Annotated in this window: 15 protein-coding genes; 5 read left to right on the forward strand and 10 right to left on the reverse strand. The window is 49.7% G+C overall.

Annotated elements, in window-relative coordinates; all coding sequences use genetic code 11:
- Positions 1-319: 319 nt before the first annotated feature.
- Together B153_RS0116330 and B153_RS35310 are read left to right on the forward strand one after the other, a co-directional pair.
- Positions 320-4,417, forward strand: a complete 4,098-nt coding sequence (locus tag B153_RS0116330) for a response regulator (protein ID WP_020597804.1) — start codon at positions 320-322, stop codon at positions 4,415-4,417.
- A 324-nt stretch (positions 4,418-4,741) separates the two neighbouring features.
- Entirely contained in the window at positions 4,742-7,768 is a 3,027-nt protein-coding gene (locus B153_RS35310) for an RICIN domain-containing protein (protein WP_020597806.1), read from the forward strand.
- Positions 7,769-7,963: 195 nt separating this feature from the next.
- Here the strand turns inward: B153_RS35310 and B153_RS0116345 are convergent, their stop codons facing one another.
- The 3 genes from B153_RS0116345 to B153_RS0116355 form a co-directional block, all read right to left on the reverse strand.
- Positions 7,964-8,323 carry a hypothetical protein gene (locus tag B153_RS0116345; protein WP_020597807.1) on the reverse strand — a complete coding sequence of 120 codons (360 nt, stop codon included), beginning with the start codon at positions 8,321-8,323 and terminating at the stop codon, positions 7,964-7,966.
- A 348-nt stretch (positions 8,324-8,671) separates the two neighbouring features.
- Positions 8,672-9,565, reverse strand: a complete 894-nt coding sequence (locus tag B153_RS36705) for a porin family protein (protein WP_020597808.1) — start codon at positions 9,563-9,565, stop codon at positions 8,672-8,674.
- Positions 9,566-9,761: 196 nt separating this feature from the next.
- Positions 9,762-10,169: a VanZ family protein gene (locus tag B153_RS0116355; protein WP_020597809.1), complete on the reverse strand. Its 408-nt coding sequence runs from the start codon at positions 10,167-10,169 to the stop codon at positions 9,762-9,764.
- A gap of 345 nt (positions 10,170-10,514) precedes the next feature.
- Between B153_RS0116355 and B153_RS0116360 the strand changes: the two genes are divergently transcribed.
- A complete protein-coding gene (locus B153_RS0116360; protein WP_020597810.1) occupies positions 10,515-12,932 on the forward strand; it encodes a TonB-dependent receptor in 2,418 nt (805 codons plus the stop codon).
- A 24-nt stretch (positions 12,933-12,956) separates the two neighbouring features.
- Positions 12,957-13,838, forward strand: a complete 882-nt coding sequence (locus B153_RS0116365; protein ID WP_020597811.1) for a DUF4249 domain-containing protein — start codon at positions 12,957-12,959, stop codon at positions 13,836-13,838.
- A 94-nt stretch (positions 13,839-13,932) separates the two neighbouring features.
- On the opposite strand, the gene B153_RS0116370 is transcribed toward B153_RS0116365, so the two are convergent.
- The 3 genes from B153_RS0116370 to B153_RS0116380 all read right to left on the reverse strand — a co-directional run bounded on the left by B153_RS0116370 (position 13,933) and on the right by B153_RS0116380 (position 18,738).
- Positions 13,933-17,355, reverse strand: a complete 3,423-nt coding sequence (locus B153_RS0116370) for a HEAT repeat domain-containing protein (RefSeq protein ID WP_020597812.1) — start codon at positions 17,353-17,355, stop codon at positions 13,933-13,935.
- A gap of 305 nt (positions 17,356-17,660) precedes the next feature.
- The gene (locus B153_RS0116375; RefSeq protein WP_020597813.1) at positions 17,661-17,948 is read right to left on the reverse strand and encodes a TIGR03643 family protein; all 288 of its coding nucleotides are present in this window, start codon (positions 17,946-17,948) and stop codon (positions 17,661-17,663) included.
- A gap of 91 nt (positions 17,949-18,039) precedes the next feature.
- Positions 18,040-18,738, reverse strand: a complete 699-nt coding sequence (locus B153_RS0116380; protein WP_157634724.1) for a hypothetical protein — start codon at positions 18,736-18,738, stop codon at positions 18,040-18,042.
- 215 nt (positions 18,739-18,953) lie between these two features.
- On the opposite strand from B153_RS0116380, the gene B153_RS0116385 reads away from it, so the two are divergent.
- The gene (locus tag B153_RS0116385) at positions 18,954-19,838 is read left to right on the forward strand and encodes a DUF808 domain-containing protein (protein ID WP_020597815.1); all 885 of its coding nucleotides are present in this window, start codon (positions 18,954-18,956) and stop codon (positions 19,836-19,838) included.
- Positions 19,839-19,972: 134 nt separating this feature from the next.
- Here the strand turns inward: B153_RS0116385 and B153_RS0116390 are convergent, their stop codons facing one another.
- The 4 genes from B153_RS0116390 to B153_RS0116405 form a co-directional block, all read right to left on the reverse strand.
- Entirely contained in the window at positions 19,973-21,598 is a 1,626-nt protein-coding gene (locus tag B153_RS0116390) for a carboxylesterase/lipase family protein (RefSeq protein ID WP_020597816.1), read from the reverse strand.
- 35 nt (positions 21,599-21,633) lie between these two features.
- Entirely contained in the window at positions 21,634-23,181 is a 1,548-nt protein-coding gene (locus B153_RS0116395) for a carboxylesterase/lipase family protein (protein ID WP_040761579.1), read from the reverse strand.
- A 76-nt stretch (positions 23,182-23,257) separates the two neighbouring features.
- A complete protein-coding gene (locus tag B153_RS0116400) occupies positions 23,258-24,142 on the reverse strand; it encodes an alpha/beta hydrolase (protein WP_051097300.1) in 885 nt (294 codons plus the stop codon).
- Between the two features lie 13 nt (positions 24,143-24,155).
- Complete coding sequence (locus B153_RS0116405; RefSeq protein ID WP_020597819.1) at positions 24,156-25,025, reverse strand: alpha/beta hydrolase; 870 nt, start codon at positions 25,023-25,025, stop codon at positions 24,156-24,158.
- Positions 25,026-25,027 lie beyond the last annotated feature (2 nt).

Raw genomic sequence — 25,027 nt, forward strand, 5'->3', positions numbered from 1 at the left:
TAGGTAAACGAAATTAAGTTAGTTCGAGTCTCGCCTTCGGCACACCTTAAAGCCGCAATCAATTGTTCATCAGTTGGTTGTGGCTTTTTCTTTAAATCCTGGTATACTGGTATGTAGTTTTGCCGACACCTTTTATCCAGAGTAAGTGACTATTTAAACTAGCCCATCTGGTTTGCCGAGGCTGTATGGCTATCCAATTTTCTGGAAAAAATTTAGGGTCTTTAAAATCTAGTTAGCAGTACACAGAGTTGATAGCTTGATTGGTAACTATAGTGTGTAGTTATTCAGTTTAGCACACCTTTCTGGAACGAATACCTGGATGCGCCTTCTTTACCTAGTCGTTTTATACTCGCTTTTACTTTCTTCAAGCTTTGCCCAACTGAAAGGCTGGCAGGAACTTACCATTTCCGACGGGTTGTCGCAGGGGATGATTTATGACCTTAAGCAGGATCATAAAGGGTTTATATGGATAGCGACTAAAGATGGTTTGAATCGGTACGACGGTTATACGTTTACCGTTTTCACGCACGATACCTATAATCCGTACAGTCTGTCGTCTAATGCTTGTTCGAGCTTACTGGTAGATCGCCACGGGCGATTGTGGATAGGTACATTGAACAGTGGCCTCAATCTGTATGATGGCCGGACACAGCGATTTTACCACATCGATATGAGCGGTCCTGCTTCGGCTGATGCGGGGAATTATGAGATTAGTTTATTGACCGAAGATCCCGACGGGAATATATGGGTAGGCACCAGCCGGAATAAACTCATAAAAATTACGCTGGAAGGTTCACTAAAAACGGGTTTCCCCTGGCAGGCCAATGCTACTTCTGAAGTTAAGATCACCCAGTTATCGTTTCCATTATATGGTGTAAATAGGGGTAGTGCTCCTACTCGTATTGGATTTCATCGCGATGGGCAGGCAATGGTAAGTATGGCCAAAGAGTTGTATGCACTGAATTGGCGACAACCGCAACAGACGGGTTTTTCACGAATCAATCGGTTAGGGGCTTTGGCTACCCTATTTCAGGCAACGCCAGACAGCCAGAAACCGGAAATCTGGTTCGGTTTCAGCGATGATACACTCGTTGGCTGGAACCAGACCCAACGAAAGGCGATTCGTTTACCACCTACTGAGAATTTCAATGTGTATCTGAACAGGCTTGACAGCCATACACTGGCTGTAGCGACCCCCAACTTTTTGTGGATCATGTCACCTGCCCAGTTCTATGCGCAGGATAGTTTGTCGGCTCGTAATGCGTTTGCTCGATTGCCCCCCAATATTTTTGCCGTCACCAAAATCCTTGTCGATAAGACCGGCAACATTTGGGTAGGTACGGCGGGCTACGGTCTGCGAAAATTCAACCCACACATCAAACCGTTCCAATCTTATCTGTCGAATACGTCACTATCCTATTTATTTCAGGATCGGCAGGGGCAGATCTATGTACGAAATCAGTTCGACTATGGGCGTTTGGATCGGGCCAGCAATCGTTGGCGTCCTTTTCTGAATAAGGGTAACCTGGGGCCGAATGGCCGACTGCGGTATCTTATGCAGGATCGTCAGGGATTTTTCTGGGGAGCGCTGGTTGACAATCAGGGCAATTCGTCTACCCATCAGTTGATTAAATTCTCGGAGCAATGGCAACGGCTTGACACATACACCTTACCAACGGGTACTGCTTTTGGCGACTACGGCAACCAGATACGGGAAGACAAGGCTGGGCATTTGTGGGTCGGGGCCACCAATGGAAAGCTCCTTAAATTCGATCCGGCCACTCGCCTATTTGCCGTATTCTCGTACCAAAAATGGCTGGGTAAACAGGCCGCCGAAGTTGAAACTTACTCTTTATATTTCGATACGCTTGGTACGGGATGGATTGGCACCCAGAATGGGCTTATCCGAGTCGACCATCCGCAGACAACACCCGCTTTTTCGATCTATAAGAACGATCGTGCTACTCCTGGAAGCCTGAGCAATGATTTTGTATCGAGCTCCATCGACGATCCCATCGCCCCTTTAAGATACCTCTGGATAAGTACGAAAGGAGGTGGTCTAGACCAACTCGATAAGCAGACAGGACAGTTCCGACACTTCACAGAGACGCAGGGCCTTCCCAATAAAGTAGTGTATGGTATTCTGACCGATGCGTTTAATAACCTCTGGATGAGCACCAATCGGGGGCTGGCGCAGTTTAATCCGCAAACGCTCAAGTTTCGTAAGTATACCAAGGCCGATGGGCTGCAAGATGACGAGTTCAATACCGGATCGTTTCTTAAAATCCAATCGGGCGAACTCCTTTTTGGGGGCGTAAATGGGCTGACCGCCTTTCGCCCCAAAGAGGTGATGGCTACTACGACTGACTCGCCCCCTCGGGTGCATATTGTTGGTCTGAAAATCAATAATACGGTCGCAACAGTAGGAGCGGCAGATGGGCTTTTACCTGAAACTATTGAACAGACCCGGCAACTCAATCTGTCTCATACGCAAAACTTGATCACACTGGAATTTGCGCTGATGGATTACACAAATCCGGCCAAAAATCAGTATCGCTATCGGCTGAAGGGTATTGATCCGGGCTGGGTTGAGTCAGGTACACATCGTTTCGCCAACTATGCCCAATTACCTGCTGGCGTCTACACATTTGAGGTTGAAGGGTCGGCCGATGGCGAACGGTGGAGTCAGCCCGTCAGGCTTCACATTCAGATTCATCCGCCGTATTACCTAAGCTGGTGGGCGTATCTGTTCTATTCGGTCGTTGTGTTGTTGATCGGCTGGCAGCTATACCGCTTCCAGAAACAACGTTGGTTGCTGCAACAGCAAGTGGCTTATGAGCAGCGAGAGGCCTATCGGTTGGCCGAACTGGATGCCCTGAAGACGCAATTCTTTACCAATATTTCCCACGAATTTCGCACCCCACTCACGTTGATTCTGGCACCCCTGGCGGATTTGAAACAGCGATTCCGTACAGAAAAGGTAGTTCCATTGACGGAACCCGTAGTAACGTTGATGGAACAAAATAGCAATCGGCTCCTTGGGCTGGTCAACCAGTTGCTTGATCTGGGTAAGCTGGAAGCAGGTCAACTCAAGGCTACTCTCCAGCCCGGTGATGTCGCGGTTTTCCTTAGTACGCTGGCCAGCTCATTTAGCGCCCTGGCCCAACGTCGGCAGATTCAGTTTTCGTTGATCCAGCAATATCCCCACGTTCAGGCCAGTTTTGACCATGATAAGCTCGAAAAAATCGTTACGAATCTGCTCTCAAACGCTTTCAAGTTTACCCCTGACGGGAAGCCGATTCGAGTACAGGTCGACTACCCTCAGCTTGGTAGCACTACCGAGTTGGTTATTAAAGTAGAGGATACGGGTATTGGTATTGCTCCAGCGGATCTCGCTCTTATCTTCAAACGGTTCTATCAGGCCAGTCATTTTTATGAAGGTACAGGTATTGGTCTTTCTCTGGTTAAAGAACTGGTCAAGGTGCTGGGAGGCACAATCGTTGTTTCCAGTCAGGAAGGCGTTGGTACCCATTTCACGGTTCGTTTGCCCTTAATCACCCATCCGTCACAGTCTGTGCCTACTGACCAGCGCTTATCGAATTCGGTGGAGGATGGTAAGCATTCCCACCTGCTGGCAGATACGTTCTTGTCGGCTCCTGCAACGGATACTTTGTTGCTGATCATTGACGATAATCCAGCTATTCGGGCGTATGTGCGAACTGTGTTCGAAGGTGATTATCAGGTACTGGAAGCGGAAGATGGGCAGGATGGTCTGGAAAAAGCGACCATGAGCTTACCCAACCTAATTATCTGTGATCTGCTAATGCCCAGACTGGATGGATTTGAGTTTTGTCGCTTGCTTAAGAATCAGGAAACGACCAGTCATATTCCAGTGGTAATGCTGACAGCTAAAGCAACAGCACAAGACCGTATCGAAGGGTTTGACTTAGGGGCTGATGACTACCTGACCAAGCCTTTCAATCCGGCTGAGCTTAAAGCTCGGGTCCGTAATCTGCTGAAGAAGCAGGCGCAATGGCAGCAATATTACAGTGGTGAGTCGGGTAGGGCAAACGACGGTCTTCCCGAACCGGCTCTGTCTGAGAAAGAAGCGGTATTCCTAGCCAAAGCCCATGCCAGGGTAATGGCACATCTGGCAGATCGTAACTTCGGCGTAGAGACATTTAGCCATGAAATGAATATGAGCCAAAGCCAGTTAGTTCGTAAACTAAAGGCTCTGACCGGGCAAACGGCGGTAGAGTATGTCCGTACGGTTCGGCTTGAGCAGGCTGCCGATCGGTTGCGTCAGAAGCAGGGCAGTGTCTCAGAAATAGCCCATCAGGTAGGTTTTGAAAGTCTGGCTTATTTCACCCGCATGTTTCAGGAAAGATTTGGAGTGTTACCCTCTGCCTATGAGTAGGTTTTTCGGTTGTGTTTCTGGGGCTTTTTGGTTAACCGGGTGGGCTGAATGAAATGAAAAATGCCGCTGAAAGCTACTTCTTTTACCTTCATGCTGTGATAAACTGTTACGAAAACGCTATATGCCTAAAATGAGTAAAAGATTGCCTAAAATGGGTTAATGGCAAAGCGCTGAAAGGGAGCATATTTGCGAGTGCGATACCGATTCGTCGCGCTACCATTTAATCTAACCCATATGCGCTCAATGTTTACACAGGTCGTAAAGCGATATGCACCTGGCTATTGCTTCATTCTTAGTTTCCTTTGCTTTTGGATAAGCCAATCTATGGTATGGGGGCTGCCATTTCCGACAGGCTTATCTTCAGTTGTTGCAAATCCGTCGGGACCCGCTTCTGTTTCGACGGTAGAATCTGGTAAGTGCTACCGACTGGTATCCCGGCTCAGCGGTAAAGTGCTGGGTATCGATGGCAATGGCCAAAGTGACGGCAATCAGCTCCGCCAGCAAACCGATGCCAATCAACTCACCCAGGGCTGGCAATTTACATCGGTTGGAAATGGATATTACAGCATCACGGTTTTGTCGACCCAGAAAGGCATTCAGGTAGCCAACTCCTCAACAGCCGATGAGGCTTTACTGGAGCAATGGACTTATTGGGGGGGCGCTCATCAGCAGTGGCGTCTGGTACAAAATTCCGAGGGGTACTACACAATTGTCAACCGCAATTCCAGCAAAGCGATGACCATACGTAACGCCAGTACGGCCGAGGGTGCTCAAATCAATCAGATGCCGGTAGCAACCGGCCAGCAACAGCAATGGAGTATTGAGGAGCGTAGCTGTACCACTACGCCTACTACCAATCAGCCGCCAGTAGCGGTAGCTACGGCTACTTCTCTGTCTGGCACCTCCCCGCTGAGTGTCACCTTTACGGGCAACAAATCCTATGATCCTGATGGTGATCCCATTACCTACGAATGGGATTTCGGCGATGGGAGTGTCTATTCTAACGAAGCCAATCCTGTTAAAGTGTTTACGGCAAAGACCGGAAATCAGGGCGTAGGACTGATACTCAACTACACCGTGCGGCTAACAGTCATCGACAATAAAGGATTGAAAAGCCCTGTTAAGACGTTCTATGTTTCACTGAAGGATATACCAACGGTTCGTATTACCAATCCCGTCAATGGGGCCAGCTATCCCCTCGACAAATCGACCAGTTACACGCTGGGGGCTACGGTAACGGGTGGAAATATCGGTTCTCAGATATGGCAGGTGAAACTGCGCCAGAACAACCGGGAGCAGTTGGTGAAAACGACATCGGGGAGTGCTCCGGTTGTCGATTTATCACCTGTAGGTTGCGATGGGCAGGATGTCTACTATGTCATTTCGGTGAAAGTGACCAACAATGGCGGTCTATCGGCTCAGGACTCGGTCAAAATATATCCTGACTGCAATTCTCCAAAACTCAATGTTACGGGTCTGACAGCTACCACAATCACGAGTAGTAGTGTGCAGCTTAACTGGACCAATCCGACACTGCCCTTCGACAAAGTGCTGGTGGTCGGTAAAGCTGGGTCAGCCCTTACCGACAGCCCACTGGAGCCTAACTATACCGCCAGCTCAAGCTTTACAGGGACAGGGTCGGTATTGTCAGGAGGAGGTAAAGTACTTTATCAGGGCACAGGTACGTCTGTTTCCGTAAGTGATCTGACGCCGGGGCAGACGTATTACTTTCGGGTTTATGCTCGTGCAGGCAATGGCTGGTCGGGTGGTGTGCAGGTTAGCACGGCACCGGCTATTCCGAACCGACCTCCTGTAGCTGTGGCTACAACGAGTTCGCTTACAGGGGCGTCTCCCTTGAGTGTAACCCTTACCGGCGACAAATCCTATGATCCTGACGGCGATAACCTGGCTTATGAGTGGAGCATTAGTGATGGTACTGTCTTATATGGAGCTAATCAGGTAAAGACGTTCTCTATACAAACGGGTCCGCATGGCGCCGGGATTATCAGTACGTTTACGGTTAAACTTACGGTCATCGATTCGAAAGGCGTGCGAAGTTTCAGCCAGACATTTACCATCTCGCTGAACACCAGTCAACCGACAACGCCAAACTCTGTTTCGGTGGTGGATGCGAGTAAATGCTATCGACTGGTATCCCGGAGCAGCAATAAGGTGCTGGGGGTAGAAGGGGCCTCTCTGGACGATGGTGCCCCGATTCGCCAGCGAACCGACGCCAATCAACTTGCTCAGGGCTGGCGATTTGAGTCGGTAGGGGATGGTTACTATAAAATCGGCGCTTTGCATAGTAACAAAGCTATGGATGTGATCTATGGATCGCAGGAAAATGGGGCCGGCATTCAGCAATGGACGTTCAATGGCAACTGGAGTTATAATCAGCATTTTGCGCTTCAGTGGAATACAGGCGGCTATTTCCAGATTACGAGCCGAAACTCTGGAAAAGTACTTGAGGTGCAGAACGGTAATACCGACGAGGGGGGAGTGATCATTCAGAATACACCCAGTGGGGCAATCAGCCAGCAGTGGCTTATTCAGGAGCGCTCCTGTACTACTAGTCCGCCCTCCTCTACGACGACCACGCCACCTAGCTCAACAACTTCATCTGCCAGCATCGACCCTACGAAGTGCTACCGCATCCAGTCGCGTAGTAGTGGGTTAATCCTGAACGTTCCGGCTGGATCACCAAGCGATGGGGTGGCACTGCAACAGACTAGCAATGCCGATCAGCTCTGGCAGAAATGGCGGCTTACTCCCGCAGATGGGGCTTACTATACTGTCTTGGTGCTTCACAATCAAAAAGGGATGCAGATTGCCAACTCGTCGACGGCCGATAATGCACTGGTCGAGCAATGGACCTACTGGGGAGGAGCCCATCAACAGTGGTCTGTTCAGCGAAATACGGATGGCTATTACACTTTCGTGAATCGCAACTCCAGTAAGGCAATGTCTGTTCAGAATGCCAGTACAGCCGAGGGAGCAGCCGTCAATCAGCAAACCCTGGGATCAGGACTACACCAGCAGTGGAGCCTGATCGAGACAACGTGCCCGGCCAGTGCCCGACTTGGTGTTACTGAAACAGGAGTTACCCTGAGCCTACGACCCAACCCGGCCCGCGACTACGTGCTGATTAACCTTGGGCCTGCGGTTGGTCAGGCCGTCAGCATACAGCTAAACGATCTGTTGGGGCGTGCGCTGCAGCAAACTCACCTGGAAGTGGCACCATCTGAGCCCTATCGATTCAATACCAGTCAGTTGCCCGACGGATTATACCTGATTCAGATTACACCTGCCGGGCAATTGCCGACTACGCTGCGGTTGATGATCCAGCGATAGTGCAAAACAACGGCTTTCAAATGTGAAAATGAAAGCCTGTTAAAACGGACTTACCAAGAAATAGGCCCCATCAAGGTTGATGGGGCCTATTAGGTTAGGTTGGCATTTCGGAAAGCACCTTTGTGTAACTTCCTATCGTCAATACGTAGTTGATGATCAAAGGGTTGCGCTCGACTGCTTGGTAAAGGAAAAATTTTACAGTTCCCGACTGATTCGTTCGTTGTATATGTCAAGCTCGGTGTCCGTGACGGCTTTCGAACCATGTTCCAGTTCCATTAATGCCGCCCATTGCCGATCGTTCGTTGTAGCGGCAAAAGCTTCAAAATGTAACTCGCTGGCAAGCCAGCTAATAGGAAAAGGCTTGTCGTCGGTGAGGGCTATGGCTACGAGCGAATCATAAATATCCCGAGCCTGGGCCTCGCTGGATACTGACGACCATAGGCTGGTGTAGGCATTGCAGACTTCATCCAACTGGTCTGCGCTGGCATTCCAGAAGCAGATAAGGGGCTGGCTGATACAGGCGTAAATTCGGATGGAATTTTGGCTCAGAAGCATAGCGGAGTAGTTGTAGTCCGATTACTTCACGAATCATGCCAAACCGTATAAAACAATCTTATAGAATTGGTATATGCATACACGTATTCATTGAGCCATTTGGGCGATTTATCGGCTTCTAAAGCCGTAAATGATCAGATAAGCTTCTGTTTACGAATCGCTTAAGCTACTCAATGAACAAAAAAACGCTGACCCTATCAGAATCAGCGTTTTGAATTACATGTCTACTTTACTACATTATTGTTAAAACTTTGCAATTGTTAATATTAGAGACAATAATCATACCAATGAGTAACATAATATTGGTGATTATCTGTTAGTTAGGGTATTGGCTGCACCATCATTTGGTTAACGGCCTCCCAATGGAAATAAATAACCGACAGATAGCATGGCATTCTGTGGCTTTGTGGTACTGCCATCCTCATGATCGGCCATCAGGTAGTTATAACGGCCTTCGAGCAGTACTTTGCCTGTGCCTGCCTGTATCGCCACACCGGCCCCACCAGCTACACCATAGAAAAATCGGCCCTCACCACTCATATCAATGGCCTGTGCTTCACTTTGACCGCCCTCCCGAACCGATATGGTTCCACTTACGACGTAGGTGCCCACCGGGCCTGCATTGACGAAGAAGCGCAGTTTGGGCTGGCCAAAGGCTACTTTCAGCAACACAGGAACTTCGACCATATTGTATTTGAGTTGTAAGTAATCGGAACCCAGCGCAAAACGGACGCCATATTGGCTAAAGAGCACTTCGGGTTGTACCGAAAAAGTGGGCCCACCCATGTTGAACACAAGCCCACCATGAAATCCCATAACGCGGGCCAGCTGTACCCCCTGGCCTACAGATGCTGGATCGGCTCCGCCTATTGTACCTGAATTACCACCGAATCGTAAACCCACATGGAAGTTACTCTGACGGGTATACGTCGGACGGGCAGGCGCAGTCGTTTCATGTTGCCTTGTCATAGGCTGGGTCGACGCTGTTCTGACGGATTCTGAAAGGGTAGGCTGAACAGCCACTAGAGCCGGGGTTTCGCTAGTGGCTGGGGTAGGGGCTGGTTTCGGAGCGGTAGCCGTTTTCTTCTCCGTTAGCGTTCCGGTATGAACGCCGTTGTTCGATCGCGTAGCCGCAGACCGGGAAGTTGAGGCAACTGGCCTACGTACGGCTGATTTCGTTTGTGCTGACAGACTCAGGGGCAGAATGGCCAGAGCAATTATCCAGAAATGGTTCTTCATCATTCATTCGTTTTCGTTGTTTTCGATTCGAAATTAGATGATACGTCCAGATGGCGTATTGACTTCTCAGGTGAAGTGGTATTTTGATGGGTTCAATTGATTAAAAAGATGAGTGGACCAGCAGCGGCATTTATAGCCTGTAGGTTGGATACTCCATGTCTCGGATCAAAAATCCAGAGTAGAGTCTGCTGGCCGCTGTTTATTTATTGAATAGGTGAGTTTTGTTCAGTAATAGCCTGACTATAACGCCAAAGAAAAGTCCGACAAATGCCCCTACAGCCCCCCAGCCAATGTCTTCAAAACTAAAAAATCGTGTTGGAATCAACAGTTGACCTGCTTCGGCCACTATGACAACACCAACCAAAATGAGCCAGATGATAAACCAGCGGTAAAAAGGCTGGGGGTGCGATGTTGGTAAAATACCTCCGGCAAAGCCCATGAAAACGAATGGCACCGCTGTCCGTATGTTTCCGTTCGCATGGTTATCGGTCCAGCGTGTTAGCCAGGCAGGCATAAACCAGAGATGCCTAAAGTCGTAATGGGGCTGCCAGCTTAAATAGAGAACGAACGCAACGCCCAGAAAGAGAAATAAATAGAGTATACGCATACGTGCTGGCAAATGAGTCGATAATAAGTTAGCTGGCATGACCAAACCATGAGTTTACGATTTTTCAGCGATTTGGCCAAAGCGTCTAAAACCGAGCGAAAAATAGGGAATGTTGGCTATTATCAATATATATAACTCCTTTGTTTTCTAATATTTAATATCGTGTACTTTAAGTTATGTATATTGTAAAAGTTCAAAATTCACGTACATTAAATTTGTAAAATATTTTTCATGTAGATACTCTTAATTATGTGACAATTTGAAAAAAACATGGTCAAAGGAATATAGTAGAGAATAGTAAAACTACTTATATGATTTATCCGTGTTTTGACGACTTGTACTTAAATGAATCGCTTAATATTATTTCTCTTTGTATACTTATATGCCTTATATGTATCGGCAGATCCCGCTTATCGACGTATAACGGGTTACGTTTTTGATCAGCAAACAGGCGTACCACTGGCGGGTGTTCATGTTTATATAGCTGATAATAAGATGGGTACGCTCACGGATTCAGAAGGGCATTTTGCCGTGTCGGTGGCCGCTGAGTCGACTGTCCACCTGACGTTCTCGTCAGTGGGTTTTACCTCAAAAACCCAGACCATCATACCGAAACAACAGACCGAACTTACTGTATTTTTGACCTATGGACAGCAACTAGCTGAGCAGGTTGTCAGAGCGACTACCAGTGCTTCTGTTAGTAGTAATCCGCAGATGAGTGCCATCACCCTTTCTATGGAGCAACTTGGAAAAGTACCAGCTTTGCTAGGCGAGAAAGACGTGATGAAACTGTTGCAGTTAATGCCCGGTGTGCAAAAAGGATCGGAAGGAAATGCCGGACTGTATGTTCGCGGAGGGGCACCTGACCAAAACCTGATTCTGCTGGACAATGCCCCCATTTATAACCCCAATCATTTACTGGGCTTCTTTTCGGCCTTCAATGGAGATGCCCTCAAACGCGTTGAGATGACGAAAGGTGGTTTTCCGGCACGCTTCGGGGGGCGTTTGTCTTCAGTAATCGAATTAACGACTAAAGATGGCCAGACAGATCGCTTGCACGGTGAGGCTTCAGCAGGTTTGGTAGCCTCCCGGCTTACAGTCAGTGGACCTCTTGGGAAACGGGCTTCGTTTATGGTGGCTGGGCGACGCACCTATTTGGATTTGCTTACAGGGCTTCTGGGACAAAATACGGCTGATCAACCGATGCTTAAAACCGCCTTCTTCGACCTGAATGCCAAGGTGACCATTCAGGCCGGGCAAGCTGACAAGGTCTATATCAGTGGGTATACCAGCCAGGATAAGTTCACTAATGGTTCGGCGCTGCAATCTAATCTGCGCTGGATGAATGGAGCAGGGAGTATTCGCTGGAATCACCTTGGTTCCAGAGGGACGGTTTCGGATCTGTCGTTGATCTACAGTCGTTACCAGATGGGGGTGCAGGATCAGAAAGCGCTCGAGCAAAGCAGTCAGAACGCGTTATATACGCTTAATTATGAGTCGTCTATTCAGGATATTGGCCTTAAGTATGATCGGACACAGTATCTGAATGCCGCTCACCAGATTCGGTTTGGCGGTCAACTGACCCACCACACATTCAATCCACAGGCTTATGTAACCCTGAATGTAAACTACCTGCCAGAACAGACTACGGGCCAGACCATAACAGCCGCTGAAGCCGGAGCTTACGTAGAGCATACCTGGAGCCCGGCCGGCAAATGGCGCTTTGCCAGCGGGCTTCGGCTTAGCACATACTCGGTTTTAGGGGGCTCAAGCACAACCACCGAAACCAGAATGCTTCCCGACTCATCGGAAAAGACAGTATACATACGCCCCGAACCTCGGTTGTCGGTTGCCTATCGGGCTACGCCTTCATTCTCGATCAAAGGATCGTACGCCCTTATGAATCAATACCTGCATTTACTATCCAGTACGGGTGTTGGCCTTTCCACCGATCTATGGGTACCAACGGTCAAATCGATCAAGCCCCAGCAGTCGCAGCAGGTAGCAGTAGGCATGGCTAAAGATTTTGCAAAATCGGGTCTGTCATTGACTATCGAAGGGTATTATAAGAAAATGAATGACTTGCTTAGCTATCGGGAAGGCGCCAGCTTTCTGTCGGCAGATGCACAGGGCAACGTCAATTCAACCAAGTGGGTCGATAATGTAACCAGTGGGCAGGGGCAATCGTATGGCGCTGAAATTCTGCTCCAGAAACAAACAGGCCGATTGTCGGGCTGGATTGGCTATACACTATCCTGGACCAACTGGCAATTCGCCGAACTAAATGGAGGCAAGGCATTTCATCCGCGTTATGACCGACGCCATGATGCCTCTATAGTGGGCATGTATGAACTAACACCTGCCATTACTTTGTCGGCTACCTGGGTATATGGTACGGGAAACTCGCTGACATTGCCATTGTCCCGTTTTTCGGGGTATTACGATCAGAAAGCAGTGGGGAGCCAGGCTACGGCGAATGCGCTGTATGGAACAGGTTCGAATGTGAAGGAATATGGCGAACGGAATAGTTTCCAGGCCGAAGCGTACCACCGCCTTGATGTAAGTGCGCGTTTTACAAAAAAACGTGCCCATACCGAACGGGTCTGGGAGGTAAGTGTATACAACGCCTACAATCGGCATAACCCTTTCTTGTATTCGCTGGAAGGAAAAGCGCAGGAAAAAGGTCTGCCTTCGAAAACGGTTTTATATAAATACTCTTTGTTTCCGGTAATCCCTTCGGTAAGCTACACGATCCGGTTCTAGTAAACGTCTAATCACATTTCATCCATGATTTCCTTTTCTAAGAAATGGCTATGGCTGTTTCTGTCAACGGTCTTATTTTCCTGCAATTCGATGCGCGAGGAAGTTGTTCCCGAAGAGCTGTCCTCGCAGGCAAACAAACTGGTCGTCGATTGCTTCATATCGCCACAGGATTCGTTGCTCACGGCCAAAGTGAGTCGCTCACGGCCCATTCTTGACGATCAATCGAATAAAAATGTCGAAGTTTCTGATGCGACCGTACTACTTTCAGACGGCAGCAACTCCGTTAAACTGGTTTATAACTCACAACAGGCAATTTATAGTGTCAAGGCGCAGAAACTGACCATCCGGGAAGGGGCAACCTATACATTAACTGTTTCGACGCCCGATGGTAAACAGGTGTTGGCCACAACAACGGTTCCCAAATCGGTAGCTTTTAAATCCGTACAGATTGATTCATCACTTCAGACAGGTACCCAGAAAGATTTCCGGGTAGTGGGCAACTGGCAGGCCGGGGCCGATACCTATTTCCGTGTGAAAGGCTCCTATCGAGGTATCCGTTATGCCGCTCCGGCCAATACGTCCTATGAAACCCCACAACCTATTGCTTTCGTAATGGCAACGAACTCATTAGGTCTAGTTGAGTGCCCGAGTAAAGCAGCCAGTTTACTGGCTTCGGCATCGCTCGGCGACGGATCGTTCAAAAAGCTGTATCGTTCTACTCAGATCAGCCTGAATCTATTGCATGTCGATGCTTCTTATTATGCCTATCATGTAGCCCTGGATCAGCAGTTGCAAGCGTCCAGTAATCCATTTGCTGAGCCAGTTGCGATTCCAACCAATATTCAGGGTGGGCTCGGATGTTTTGGCAGCTACAGCCAGACGACGCTGGCGACTGTGATTAAGTAGCAAAATATAGAGCGCTGATTTTTAGGGTTATTATGTGTTGTCAAGATACGTGCAACATATAATAACCCTGAAAATCAGCGCTCTGTATATGCGGTTAATTTGTCTTTAGGGTTGCCAGAAAACTTACGACATCCCGGATTTCCCGCTTGGTGAGCAGGTATTTCATGTCGGGCATACTCGATGGCGCATAGGTCGTTTTGGCGATTTTGTCTTTCTTAATTGTCCGGTCTGGATCATCGCCACTTTTCAGTACGATTTCCGAATCGGTTTCTTTCTGCACAATACCGCTGAGTGTTTTGCCATCTTTTAGCTCAATCGTAGCCGTACCAAAACCGGGGGCCAGTCGGGCACTGGGATTGACGACCGCTTCGAGCAGCTGCTCCCGCGTCAGGCGGCTGGCTACCCCGTTGAGTCGTGGCCCCGCATTGCCACCCAGATCGTCGTAGGAGTGGCAGCGGATACATTGGGCCGTTTGATGCCGGAAGAAAATCCGACGGCCCTTGTCGGGCTCTCCACCGTACAAACTACCCTGATACGACGCTAAAACCGCATCGGGCGATTGTTTAGCCAGAATCGCTTTGTGTTGGGCAATCAGTTGGGGCGATTTGGTTTCGGTAATGGCTTCTTCCAGTTCCAGGCTCAGATCGACCGGAAGCTTGCCAGACGATAAGTCACCCAGAAGCTGATCGAAGATGGGTTTAGTGTTGGCGATGGGTAGCTTACCGAGTGTTACCAGAGCCGCCTGTTTTTCTTCGGTCGAGTGGGTTTGCAGCACCTCTTTCAGTTGAGCTACCATCTGGTCCTTGGGCATACTCGTTTTGCCGATGAGGTCCAGAGCCGCAACACGCACCCGCTTGTCTTTATCGGCCAGGGCGGTTTCGATGGCTGTGCCAATTTGCTTGTCGTTCAAGGCTGCCAGTGCCCGGAGCGCTTCCTCCCGAATCTCGGCATCGCTGTCGTTTTTCAGACGGTCCAACAGCACAGAATTGGCGGTAGTTAACGACAACTTGCTGATGGCTCGAATGGCGCTTTTGCGGATAGGAGCGGCAGAGTTCGTAGCCATTGTCGTATACAAACTAGCCGACTTGGTCTTTAGAACAGCCGGGTCACGCGTGACCGGACCTCTATACCGGCCATCGACCCGGTCGAGCAGCGAGGGTTTAGCCCAGGTGCTCAAGGCGTCCATGGCTTCGGCGCGTAAGGCAACAGGATTCTCCTCGCCATTAGCATAGCTAATCAGATTCTGCACAGCCTCGGACGTTCCGACTCGTAAATTGGCGTTGATGGCTCGACGAACGAGGGCTTCGTTGGTAAATTTGGTTTTGACCAGTACGTTACCCAGGGCCGGTAGTGCCTGTGGAATCGACAAATCATCGTTGATGCCACGTGCAGCTTCAGTTACGATAAATTCGTCGCTATCGTTCAGGAAATTAGCGATGCCGGGATTCTGCATACGACGCAGAGCCACAACGGCCGCAATGCGAACGGCTTTTGATGGATGGCTCGACAGGGCAATAATCGGTTCGGCTTTACCCATACGGGCCAGTGCCAGGCTACCCGCATGGCGAATGTACGTGTCTTCGTCGTTGTTGGCCTCAAGTAGCGCAATGATCGGCTGAAGAGCTGGCACATAAGCAATTCGACCCAGGGCCTCGGCCGCAAAGAAGCGCGTACGGGCGTTTTCATCTTTCAGCATTGGAACCAGCGCCGAACCCGCAGCCGCATAGCGAATGTCGCCCAGCCAGCGGGCGGCCTGTGCCCGGATTTCGGGATCGCTGTCTTTCAGATACGGCATCAGGCGCTGGGCATATTTGGCATCTTTACGCGCCAGTTGGCTTATGCCCCAGATGCTGTGCACCCGCGCCAGTTGATGCTCGGTTTGCTGGAGCATTTGACCGAAGGCCGTTGCACCCGCTTCGCCCCGTTTTACGAGTTCAAACTGCGCTTTCTGCCGAACGCGCATATCCGCATTTTTGAGGTAGCTGCTTAGTTCATTTACCGGGGTTTTGCTGAAATTTTGCGCCAGTAGCTTCTTGGTCAGCGCCCGCTCGGCCCAGTTAGCACCGTCTTTATCGTCGAGTTTCCAGATGCGGCCATAATCTTTGGTATCCCAACCGTTGATCCAGTCAGCTACATACATGGCCCCATCCGGTCCGAAATCGAGTCCGGTGGCCAGCACATTACCCAGAATTTTCTTCGACTTATCCAGTTCGAAGGAAGCACCTTTAGGCTTGAGCGTGAATGAGTGAACGCCCGATGCTGCCGGATTACCCACAAATTCAGCAATGAAAAAGGTGTTTTTATACTTCGGGCTCAACGCGGTACCGGGGTTATAGAGCATACCTGCCGGGCCGCTGACGAAGTTGGCCAGTGGGGGCAGAATGTAAGCCGCCTGTCCGTTGAAACGTGGCTTAAACATTTGCTCGTCCATCCAAACCTTATACGTATTATTCAACGGATCGCGGTATTTGCCGTACTGCCAGTTGCTTCGCCAGCCCGTATCCGACCCGTTGACGATGTAGACCAGCCGCTCTTTTTCGCCAGGATGATCGCCATCATTGTCTTCGCTGATCAGATTGCCGTATTCGTCAAAAACAAACTCGTGGGTATTCCGAACCCCATAGGCAAATACTTCAAAATCGCTGCCATCCGGGTTCGACCGTACAACGACACCGCTATTCGGGTGCGCCCATTTTTTGCCATCGGGCCCAACGCCATTGAAACCAATATCGCCGATTTGCCAGTAAATGCGCCCGTCGGGTCCCATTTCTACCCCCGACAGACCGTGGCCGCTGAAGCCGATGTGAACCCCGTACCCGTGCGAGATCGATTTTTTCTCATCGGCAATGCCATCGCCATTTTTGTCGCGCAGCCGCCATAGATCGGGGGCTACAGTTACATAAAGGTCGTTGCCGTCCGACAAAACGCCACCCATTACGTCGGTTGTTTCGTCGTGGAAATCGTTGACGACCATCTTCGACAGGTCGGCTACACCATCGCCGTTGGTATCTTCGAGCCTGAACACCTGTTCGCGTTCAACGGTCATGTCGCGCCAGTCGTGCGATCCATCACCATTCACATCCTTGAGCCACTCGTTCTTCTTGCTATTGGCAGGGGAGAGGACCTGGTGCAGAAACGCCCGTTTGTCTTCAACCGTCTGCAGTCGGTTCGATTCGATTTCCCAATCCTGGTGCCCCCGAATGTCGAACTCCGAGTTTTTCTGCCGGTTGGTTCGGGTATAATACAGCCGTCCGAAGTCGTCGATGTCGATACCGATCGGGTCCGATACCAGCGAGTCGACACCCCAGAGTTTTAACGTCAGTCCGTCGGCCAGTTGCGGCTTCACCAGTGCTTCAACGGCATGAGCCATTTCGGCGGCTTTAGCCGGAGCCAGTTTTTTAATACGCTGGGTAATCGGATCGTCCATAAATCCGGTAAGACCTATCCAGGTCGTTAGCCCAACGGCTGCCAACGGAAGCAGCGATTGTCGGAGGGGAAATCGCGTTATTTTTTTCATGCAAAGAATCAGTACGTCAGGCAGATTGAATGAGCCAAAGTCAGGTTGTTTACGCGTTTCTGACGACCAATTGATAAAGAGATTTTTGCCCTGTTTTTAACTTCCTGAGCAGTTAAAACTTTGGCGAAGCTGTCGAGCAAGTTCAGACCATAGCAGAGAAGCTCTACAGATACACAACCTGTACTATAGTCTCCGTTCTAGGAGTTCAGTATTCGAGTGGTTGATGGATTTTGCAGCGTGAACCAATCAATGATTGTGTAGCTGAAAGTTTACGGGTAGTATCAGACTTTACCAGCCAGCACTTACTACCGCTTGCTGATTCGGTTGTGTGTTATGGAACGCTGTTGATCAGACTTAAACCGTTCACCAACACCTGCCGACAAGGCTGCGTGTTTAGTGGCTCTGCCCTGAACTCTGGCCCGCCACCGGCGCCAGGAAGCAGGCTTTAAGTGGGCTCGTAGGAGTTTGATGACGGCAGACTCCGGTAAACCAAATTGTGCCTCTATAGCATCAAAAGGAGTACGATCTTCCCAGGCCATTTCGATCAATCGATCAAGATCGTCTTGACTCAATTCATGAGATTGCGGTTTCATGTACCTATAATGTGGTTAATAAGCGAAAGGTTACACTTACAATGAGTGTATTTGCGAGCTACAAGCGGTAACGGATGCATTTTCTGATTACCTAAAGCGTTAGCAACAGGCCTACCGATGCGTAATTGATCCAGGTAAAATTATACACCTCATCAACATCGGCCCCGCCTTCTACTACCCGATACCCTGCCTTTATGCCAACGGTTCGATTAATGGCATAAGCGCCACCCAGAAAAATGTCTTCTGCCCGGCCAAAGCGCGAGCCCAGTGCATCCCCTTCGAGCCATATCCGCCAATGCTCGTCGGGTTTGTAGACAACATTGACATTGACCAGCGGCACAAAGCCTACATTCGGAAAATTGGAACGGGCCGACTCATTGGCAAACTGGACATTCGCATCCCGGATTTTTGCCGTCAATCCCAGTCCTGCCTGCCATTTGTTGCGGTTAATAAACTCGTAGCGATACGTCAGCCGATAGGAGTTAAATGTATAGTCAACGTTTGTGGGGCGGTTGGCGGCAAAAAGCTGATTGTTGAAGTTTACATCCTGACGCAGTTCGCCCTGATAGCGCACTGTTAGTGGAGCGTACAAAAGCGAAATGGTGTGCCGATTGGCTATCGTATAACTTAGCCGGGCGCGATAAAACGCGGTTGGTTTTGCGGTTAAATTATCGGGAAGATTGACGTATGTTCCTCCCTGATTAGGTATTCTGATTTCATTGTAAGGAGTCCCAAGTACGAGTCCCGACTCCAGATCGAGCCGTAGTTGAGCCTGCGCTGAGATCCCCATGAAAAACAGCAGAACGACGCAGAACCCAATTGAAAAGACCTCAGGAAAATGTATTTTTCTGTGCATTCTTCCTAAACGATCTTGCTGACAAATGGTTTTAGAGTAAATTCCTGGCGGATCGAGTCCTGTCAGGTTGAGTAGGCAGTTCGGTTCTGCCCCCACGTTCAGGTACAAACTCCCCCTAAACGTTGATCCTATTTAACGTAAAAACAACAATGGCATCTGGCATTTTTGCAATTTTAGATGATATAGCGGCTCTGATGGATGACATGGCGTTGGCCACAAAAGTAGCCACGCGAAAGACGGCTGGTATACTGGGAGATGACCTGGCTGTAAATGCGGAAAAAGCTACAGGATTCCTGGCCGATCGGGAGTTGCCCATATTATGGGCTATTACGAAAGGGTCACTGCTCAATAAACTGATTATCGTTCCGATAGCACTGTTACTCAACGCATTCGTTCCTGTAGCCATTACTGTCGTCCTGTTGTTGGGCGGCTGTTATCTGGCTTATGAGGGTGCAGAAAAAATAATAGACTACTTCGGTAAGTCAAAAGAAAGTCATCGCCCTGCCACCTCAGAGGACGCTCGGGAACGCCCTGTCGTCGATGATGAAAAGGCTAAGGTAAAATCCGCTATTACCACTGACTTTATCCTATCGGTAGAAATTGTCATTATTGCGTTGGGGTCAGTGACCGACCAGGAATCGTTGATCCAGATCGCAACGGTATCGGTAGTGGCTCTACTAGCTACGGTTGGCGTGTACGGTCTGGTTGCGCTTCTGGTTCGAATGGATGATGCTGGTCGTCAGCTAATCCGTTGGTCGAATAATACAGGGTTCTTTAGTAAACTTGGCCACGGTCTGGTTGGGGCTCTGCCGATCATCATCCGGCTTTTGAGTATAGTAGGAACCGTCGCCCTATTGCTGGTTGCTGGTGGCATATTTGTGCATAACCTACACTTCCTGCACGCGTTTCTTCCTGGCCTTCCTGCGTTTGTAAAAGAGTTTGGTATCGGGCTGGTGGTTGGGTTGGTCCTTGCTGGTCTGGTTACCCTGTTTAAGCTGGTAACCCGGTCTACTAAACCACATGCTGTCGGGTAATTTTAAACCAGCACGACATAACTATTCGTATTGGTTGTTTCTATGCTGGCCTTTTTATAGGTAGACAGTAATGCAGCGGTCGAGTCATCAGCGTATTTACTCTGCTGATGACTCGACCGCTGTCGTTCATAAGCTTACATGGATTTGCCTAAGGCAATTTCCAGCAGTTCTTTGTCGGGGTGATTTTTTACCTGGCAGCTATTATCGAAAAGCATCGTAGCGCCGTTTTGGGCATTATACTGCGGCCAGTTGGGCAGGCTTTTATTGTTTGGATTACCGCTACGAGCAAATGCGATCCAGGCATTGCTCATCTTGTCGGCCAGCGCATAGGCGTCTTTACCTCCTCCCGTCATTTCTTCGCAACGGGCAATGTTGTTGAACGCAAATGGAATTTCCATGCAGTGCATCGACTTATACAGGCCATCGTTTACCGGCGAATTCCAGGTGAAGAGGTACATATACACCGGGGCAGCACCGGCAACCGCTTTTTGATTGGCCTGTCGGATCACACCCGCCCGAAAATTGATGTCGATGTTGATGTAATCGGATGGATTGCTGGTTTCGGGATAGGCCTTTTTTACAGCCGCCATATAGGCGTCGGCTTTGTCGCCAATTCGTTTCTGCATCGCTGCTTTAGCCGCTTCCATGTCGGTTGCGCGGTTGGCCGGGTTGAAAGGACCAAATTCGGTTTTGGTTGAGCCAACCAGCAACGGGACGTTCTTCGCCAGCTCCATCGCAGCGGGTTCCGAAATCTGGTAGGGCAGGAAGTTACCGTCGTGAATCGGGCCCCAGCCCAGGCCAAAACCGCCCTGATTTTGACCTTTTAAGCTTTCATTTACTTTACGTAAGGCGCGTTTTCCGGCAGCGTTCAGGCGCTCGTAGGAGATTTTTTGCAGCGAATCGACCTGGTTAGGCTGAAAATGCAATTCTTCCAGCAGTGCAGCGCCGACCTTACGAGCCAGATCGCTCTCGGTGAAGCTGGTCAGGTAACTACCACTTTGCACAATGGCTTTGTGAAATAATCCTTTGGCCGATGGCGCATTCATTAGGCTGGTCACTTTGCCGCCACCACCCGACTGACCAAAAATGGTTACGTTGTTCGGATCGCCACCAAACTGAGCGATGTTTTCTTTTACCCATTGCAGCGACGCTACCAAATCCATTAACCCCGCATTGGGCGAATTTTTGTATTTGTCACCATAGGCCGACAGGTCCAGAAAACCCAGAATATTCAGCCGGTGATTGACCGTTACAACCACGACATCCCCTTTTTTGGATAGGCTTTCGCCATCGTATGAGGGCAGCTCAACCGACGAACCCGCCGTGAAGCCACCGCCGTGAAACCATACCATAACGGGGCGCTTTTTTGCTTCAGTCAGTTGGGGTGTCCAGACGTTCAGGCTCAGGCAGTTTTCGTTAGTGTAGCCCCAGTCGTGATGAAACGGAAACTCGATTTCGTCATAGGTAGAGGTCGTCGGGTCCATTGGGCAGACTGGTCCGTAGGTCATTGACGAACGGACTCCCGTCCACGAATCGGGTTTGGAAGGGCCCATGAACCGCTCGGCTTTGGCATACGGAATGCCCTTGAACGTAAACGTACCGTTGTGGATATAACCGCGAACTTTGCCGGATGCGGTAGGCGCAACGGCAATATCTTTCCCGGCCATAATCGGGGTAGGGGCTGCTTTTGGGGTTTGCGCTACCGCTAGCAGCGGAAGGCTCAACACGGCTAACGAGAATAGAATTGTGTTGGTTTTCATTGGGGTTGGGATACTTGTAGGTTGGTTTATGTAATTTATCGCTTGCTAATGATCGAAAATAGAAAGTCGAGAGCTGCTTCGTCGGGCAGTTGCGCAGCAGCAGTTTTATCGCCAAAGACCATAATCTGTTTATCCTTGGCGGAATAAGCAGGCCAGTGAGGCAGTCCTTTGCCATTTGGATCACCTGTTTTGATGAAATTGGTAATACTGCCTGACATGTACCAGGATAGCTCGCCATCGATCGGTTCCAGCGGACGAAGCTTGTGGTCGATGAAGTTCAGATTGTCGTACATGTAGGCAACTTCTCCGGTATGGAATGCGCCGTAGCGTGCATATTCGCCCGTTGCTGGAATCTTTCGGGTAAAGCGGTAAACATAAACGGGCTTGCCCTGTTTGCTGGCAATGTTGGCCCAGGTGTAGTTCTGCGCCCCGAAAATCATGTCTCTGGAGATTTTCATCTGCGAGCTGGCTGCTTCCGCATCGGTTCCGCCCGGATAGTATTTCAGAAACTGCTCTGCTTTATCGCCGTATTGCTGCTCGATTTGCTTTCGGTAGGCTTCTGCATGTTTCGGCGGGCCAAACGACATACCTTCGTCTTCGTTCCAGCCTGTTAGCAAGGCCACATTGTTCTCTTTACCAGCCGCAAAAATGGCCGGAATGGACGCTGGCAATACATAACCGTCGATGATGGGGCCACGACCCTGGGCTTTTTTCAGGATTTCGTCGGCTGGTTTGGCGCGTAACTCCGCTAGCGATGAGGCCCCCAATGCCTGAGCCATTTTCAAGCCAGCTTCTTCACCTTGCTGAAGCGTCGGGTGCGGAGTGGCAAAGCTGGCACCGCTTTCGGCAATGGCTTTCGTGAACAAACCCTTTGCGAGTGGGGTGGCTACCATACAGTTCACACTCATGGATCCGGCCGACTGTCCGGCGATGGTTACATTATTCGGATCGCCCCCAAATTGAGCGATGTTTTTCCTGACCCATTGCAGAGCCGCTACCTGATCCATGAGCCCATAATTGCCCGATGCATGATGCGGTGATTCTTTAGTTAGTTCGGGGTGAGCGAAGAATCCAAACGGTCCCACACGGTAGTTGGCACTGACGAAAATGATGCCTTTTTTAGCCGTTGCCTCGCCATCGTAAATAGCGCAGCCGGCCCCACCACTATTGAATCCGCCACCGTAAATCCAGACCAGCACCGGGCGTTTTTCGCTGGATGAATTCGCCCCCGACCATACGTTCAGATACAGACAGTCTTCGCTGATCGGTTCTTTCGGAATCAGGAATTCAGCACTCCACGGCCCAAACGGGTTTGGTGTTCCCTGCATCGGGCTTGCGCCAAAGGCATTGCATTGGCGAACGCCCGACCAGGGTTTTACAGGCTGCGGAGCTTTCCATCGTAGATCGCCAACAGGCGGTGCCGCAAACGGAATCCCTCGAAAAATATGGACATCACCATCCTTATTGAGGGTTCCCGAGATCTGGCCACCTTCCACTTTTACAGTATCAAACTCTTTGTGATTGGAGGTAAAAGCCGCTATGCCAAATAACGTTAGGAATGCAAGAGAAAGAACTGGTTTCATGATAGGGTTTAGATGGATAGAACGCAGATTTTTATGATCTGTGTAAATCATATAGATCATAAAAATCTGCGTTCTACTATGGAACAGTTACTTGATTTGCTTTCAAAACTTTATTGAAAAATAAGACTTGATAGGGGAGTGCGTTTTCCCAATACTCCCAGGTATGGGCACCGGGCCGTTCGGTATAGTCGTGTGGTGTTTTGTTTTCCATAAGTTGGCGGTGCAAATCTCGGTTACCAACAATTAGAAAATCATCCACACCGATGTCGAAAATGAGTGGTAAGCCATTTTTTTTCAGTTGATCGGCCAGCGTTACCATCGTATAACCCGGATAAGGCGCGTCTCCTTCCTTGGGTGGGCCCAGCAGCTTCGCAAAATTTTCCGAGCGCGATTTGGCGAAGTCGGCAGGTACTTTCCAGGTAGCGGTGTTGATGTTCATGACCCCACTCATGCTGCCAGCGGCCGAATACAGGTCAGGGTGGCGGCTTGAAATGAACATAGCCCCGTGTCCGCCCATGCTTAAGCCCGCAATGACCCGGCCTTTACGGTCGCGGATGGTTCGGTACGTGTTGTCGATCCGGTCAATAAGCTCCTTAGAAATAAACGTTTCGAACTGGCTGGTTTTGACCAGTGGGCTATCGAAATAGTAGCTCGTGGGATCGCCGTCTGGCGTAACAATAATCAGGTTGTATTGATCGGCTAAGCGATGTAACAGCGTTTTGTCGGCCAGTTTGGTTAGCCAGTCGCGGAAGCTACCCGTACCACCATGAAGCAGGTACAGCACCGGGTAGGGTGTGGTATCGCGCTTTTTAGCCTTTACGTATCGTTCGGGTAGCACAACGGCTGCCCGCAGGGTTCGGTTCATGCTGGCGCTGGGTACATCGAGCGTATCGACCTTAGCCGCCTGAACCTGGATGGTCAGAAGGTAAACCAGCGTGCTGATAAGAAGTTTAGTGTACATGGTTCGGCTGGGTTTATTGGGCGATCGAGCCATTAGCTTTCAGGGTATTGCTGAAAAACAGTATATGGTTGGGCAATGAATTTTGCCAGTACTCCCAACTGTGCCCACCGGGACGTTCGCTATAATCGTGAGGGGTCTGGTTGAAAACCAATCGGCGGTGTAGTTCGCGGTTGGGCTCGATCAGGAAATCATCGACACCGCAATCAAAAATCAACTTCTGACCATTCGCTTTTAACTTGTCGGCCAGATTGATTACCGAGAATGTGGCGTAGGTATCTGGTACTTGCTCAATGGGCCCCAGTATTTTTTCGAACTCCAGTTTAATGCCTTGCATCATGTCCGGGGGAAGTTTCCAGCTTCGCATATCGGGGTTGAGTGCGCCACTCATACTCCCGGCTGCACAATAAAGGTCGGGATGACGAGCAGCTAACAAAAGGGATCCGTAGCCTCCCATCGACAGGCCCGTAATAACCCGCCCTTTGCGGTCGCGAATGGTTCGGTATGTATTGTCGATTTTAGGGATGACCTCTTTTGTCAGGTACGTTTCGAACTGACTATCTTTTCTGACCGGGCTATCCAGGTAATAACTGAATACCTCGCCTTCGGGCATCGCAATGATGAGGTTATACTGATCGGCCAATCGCTGAATCAGGGTCTTGTCGGGCGTTTTGGTGATCCAGTCATTAAAATGCCCATAGCCGCCGTGAAGCAGGTACAGCACCGGATAATTTGCCTTACTTTTTGCATACGACTCGGGCAATACAACCACCGCGCGCATGGTCTTCTGCATTACGCCACTCGGCACATCCAGTGAATCGACTTTAGCCGCGAAAGACGATAAGGTTACCAAAAGACTAATGCCGGAAAGAAGGATTTTAAACATAG

It is taken from the genome of Spirosoma panaciterrae DSM 21099, assembly GCF_000374025.1.
Classification (GTDB): domain Bacteria; phylum Bacteroidota; class Bacteroidia; order Cytophagales; family Spirosomataceae; genus Spirosoma; species Spirosoma panaciterrae.

Bases quoted from the DNA above. Each gene is read 5' to 3' on its own strand.
- B153_RS35310 (WP_020597806.1), top strand. From the start codon at position 4,742: ATGGTATGGGGGCTGCCATTTCCGACAGGCTTATCTTCAGTTGTTGCA.
- B153_RS36705 (WP_020597808.1), bottom strand. From the start codon at position 9,565: ATGATGAAGAACCATTTCTGGATAATTGCTCTGGCCATTCTGCCCCTG.
- B153_RS0116330 (WP_020597804.1), top strand. From the start codon at position 320: ATGCGCCTTCTTTACCTAGTCGTTTTATACTCGCTTTTACTTTCTTCA.
- B153_RS0116400 (WP_051097300.1), bottom strand. From the start codon at position 24,142: ATGTACACTAAACTTCTTATCAGCACGCTGGTTTACCTTCTGACCATC.
- B153_RS0116345 (WP_020597807.1), bottom strand. From the start codon at position 8,323: ATGCTTCTGAGCCAAAATTCCATCCGAATTTACGCCTGTATCAGCCAG.
- B153_RS0116355 (WP_020597809.1), bottom strand. From the start codon at position 10,169: ATGCGTATACTCTATTTATTTCTCTTTCTGGGCGTTGCGTTCGTTCTC.
- B153_RS0116385 (WP_020597815.1), top strand. From the start codon at position 18,954: ATGGCATCTGGCATTTTTGCAATTTTAGATGATATAGCGGCTCTGATG.
- B153_RS0116380 (WP_157634724.1), bottom strand. From the start codon at position 18,738: ATGGGGATCTCAGCGCAGGCTCAACTACGGCTCGATCTGGAGTCGGGA.
- B153_RS0116395 (WP_040761579.1), bottom strand. From the start codon at position 23,181: ATGAAACCAGTTCTTTCTCTTGCATTCCTAACGTTATTTGGCATAGCG.
- B153_RS0116370 (WP_020597812.1), bottom strand. From the start codon at position 17,355: ATGAAAAAAATAACGCGATTTCCCCTCCGACAATCGCTGCTTCCGTTG.
- B153_RS0116405 (WP_020597819.1), bottom strand. From the start codon at position 25,025: ATGTTTAAAATCCTTCTTTCCGGCATTAGTCTTTTGGTAACCTTATCG.
- B153_RS0116375 (WP_020597813.1), bottom strand. From the start codon at position 17,948: ATGAAACCGCAATCTCATGAATTGAGTCAAGACGATCTTGATCGATTG.
- B153_RS0116360 (WP_020597810.1), top strand. From the start codon at position 10,515: ATGAATCGCTTAATATTATTTCTCTTTGTATACTTATATGCCTTATAT.
- B153_RS0116365 (WP_020597811.1), top strand. From the start codon at position 12,957: ATGATTTCCTTTTCTAAGAAATGGCTATGGCTGTTTCTGTCAACGGTC.
- B153_RS0116390 (WP_020597816.1), bottom strand. From the start codon at position 21,598: ATGAAAACCAACACAATTCTATTCTCGTTAGCCGTGTTGAGCCTTCCG.